This is a genomic window from Anoxybacillus sp. LAT27 (assembly GCF_022030075.1).
GTDB lineage: Bacteria > Bacillota > Bacilli > Bacillales > Anoxybacillaceae > Anoxybacillus > Anoxybacillus kestanbolensis.
In genome coordinates this window covers 1-464 of sequence record NZ_JAIWYK010000088.1, presented here as the reverse complement: position 1 = coordinate 464, position 464 = coordinate 1, and the positions used below count along the sequence as shown (strand labels likewise).

The window sequence follows — 464 nt, the reverse complement described above, 5'->3', positions numbered from 1 at the left end:
AAAGCAGCAGCATTGGCGAAACAAAAAGCTGCGGAGACAGGGGAAATAAGCGAAGAAGAATTAGCGAAGAAAAAAGCAGCGGCAGCAGCGAAGGCGAAAGCAGCAGCATTGGCGAAACAAAAAGCTGCGGAGACAGGGGAAATAAGCGAAGAAGAATTAGCGAAGAAAAAAGCAGCGGCAGCAGCGAAGGCGAAAGCAGCAGCATTGGCGAAACAAAAAGCTGCGGAGACAGGGGAAATAAGCGAAGAAGAATTGGCGAAGAAAAAAGCGGCGGCAGCGGCGAAGGCGAAAGCAGCAGCATTGGCGAAACAAAAAGCTGCGGAGACAGGGGAAATAAGCGAAGAAGAATTGGCGAAGAAAAAAGCGGCGGCAGCGGCGAAGGCGAAAGCAGCAGCATTGGCGAAACAAAAAGCTGCGGAGACAGGGGAAATAAGCGAAGAAGAATTGGCGAAGAAAAAAGCGGC

1 pseudogene is annotated in these 464 nt (G+C 50.9%); it reads left to right on the top strand.

Features of this window, described 5'->3' with window-relative positions:
- Window positions 1–464 (top strand): annotated as a pseudogene (locus tag LD028_RS18340) (NADH-quinone oxidoreductase subunit C); the annotation flags it as partial.